We start from the raw sequence: 1800 nt of genomic DNA on the forward strand, positions 1-1800 counted from the left end.
GGCGACCGGCGCGCGGCCGGCGCACCGCAGGACGGGGTGCGGCACGACATGAGCGTCTGGGTCCGCCTCGCCGACGACCCGCCCGGCCCGGTGGCGCGGCTCCTGCCCGACCTGCCCGCCGGCCGGCTCACCGACGGCGTGGTGACCCTGCGCCGGCTCGCCCCGGACGACGCGGACGCCCTGTACCGGTTGCACACCCTGCCGGAGGTGGTGGCCAACCGGGTGCCACCGGCGCCACCGACCCGGGACTGGGCCGAGCGACGCTGTCACCTGGCGGAGCACCACTGGCTGGCCGGCCGCGCTGCCGACCTCGCGGTGCTGGACGCGACGACCGGCGGGTTCGCCGGCGGCTGCGCCCTGTTCTACGACGAGCCGTCGACCGGCCAGGCCATGCTCGGCTACAGCCTGCTCCCCGAGGCGCGCGGGCGGGGCTTCGCCAGCCGGGCGGTACGGCTCGTCACCGACTGGGCGTTCGACATCGGGCTGGCCCGGCTCTGGGCCGGCACCCGGGAGGAGAACGTGGCCTCCCGGCGGGTCTTGGAGAAGGCCGGCTTCCGGCGGGAGGGGCTGCTGCGCGGCCGGCTCCCCGGCCCGGACGGCACCCGCGTCGACTCGGTGCTGCACGCCGTGCTCGCCACGGACCGCCCGGCGGGTCCGGCGCGTTAACAGGGGGCCCCTGCTCTACCGCAGGCGTTAACAGGGGGCCCTTCCTTGCAGGTGGACACGGCCGGGGCGGCTGCGCCGCCCCGGCCCCGCGCCGCCGCTCAGGTGTCGAGCGAGATGATCCCGTAGTCGTAGGCGTGCCGCCGGTAGACCACGCTCGGCCGGCCGGATTCCTTGTCGTGGAACAGGTAGAAGTCGTGGCCGACCAGTTCCATCTGGAACAGGGCGTCGTCGACGGTCATCGGCTCGGCGGGGTGCACCTTCTCCCGCGCGATGTGCCAGGGCTGGTCGTCGTACTCGTCGAGGGGTTCGTCGGTCCGCTCCGCGAGCGCGGTGGCCGAGCCGGCGCCGTTGGTCGACACGGCGGCGGGGAGGGCGACCGGCAGGTCGGCGGTGGCGGCGGCGACGGAGAGCGGCGCGTGCCGGCCCCGGTGGACCCGGCGGCGGTCGGCGGCCCGGCGGAACCGGGTGTCGAGTTTGGCGATGGCCGCGTCCAGCGCGCTGTAGAAGTCGTTCGTGCAGGCCTCGGCCCGGATCACCGGACCCCGCGTCACGCAGGTGATTTCCACCCGCTGGCAGTGATCGGCCTGGCGTGGATTCCGCTCATGGAACAACTCGACGTCAACTCGAATGAGCTTGTGGTCGTAGCGTTCGATCTTTGCGAGTTTCTCAGCTACGTGCACCCGGTAATGGTCCGGCACTTCGACGTTACGGCCCTTGACCACGATGTCCACGTGACCTCCCTTGTTCGGACGGTCCTTCGTTCCGGTATCCCGGTCCGCACGCCCTGGGAGCTCCCCACTCGGCGTCGACCGGGTCAGTACGGCTACGCCTCCTCTCACCGCCGGGGTGGGTGGGAAAACCTCCTACCCCCGACACGAAAACGCTAACGCCTGTACGCCCGACAGTCACCCCCGGTTGTCGAGGACGCCCAGGAATTTTCACAGCTCATACACCAAGGGGTGAAACGGAAACACGAAGCGTCACCAATGGCGCCGTTTTTGCGTTGCGGCGAGCACCGCCGCGCCGAATGGCGGCATTCCCGCGGCGTGCAAGACCCGACTCATCGCCGCCAGGGTCACCCCGGTGGTGACGATGTCGTCGAGCAGCACCACGACGGTGTCCGGGCCCGGGGGG

Annotated in this window: 3 protein-coding genes; 1 reads left to right on the top strand and 2 read right to left on the bottom strand. The window is 72.0% G+C overall.

Annotated elements, in window-relative coordinates:
- Window positions 1-666 (top strand): GNAT family N-acetyltransferase (locus MRQ36_RS32815; RefSeq protein ID WP_242801705.1); only part of this gene is annotated, 666 nt, incomplete at its 5' end.
- Between the two features lie 98 nt (window positions 667-764).
- On the opposite strand, the gene hpf is transcribed toward MRQ36_RS32815, so the two are convergent.
- Together hpf and MRQ36_RS32825 are read right to left on the bottom strand one after the other, a co-directional pair.
- Complete coding sequence (gene hpf / locus MRQ36_RS32820; protein WP_242797069.1) at window positions 765-1397, bottom strand: ribosome hibernation-promoting factor, HPF/YfiA family; 633 nt, start codon at window positions 1395-1397, stop codon at window positions 765-767.
- Between the two features lie 249 nt (window positions 1398-1646).
- On the bottom strand, window positions 1647-1800 hold a 154-nt coding region (locus tag MRQ36_RS32825; RefSeq protein ID WP_278189099.1), incomplete at its 5' end, for a phosphoribosyltransferase family protein.

The organism is Micromonospora sp. R77 (assembly GCF_022747945.1).
In the GTDB taxonomy this organism is placed as follows: Bacteria; Actinomycetota; Actinomycetes; order Mycobacteriales; family Micromonosporaceae; genus Micromonospora.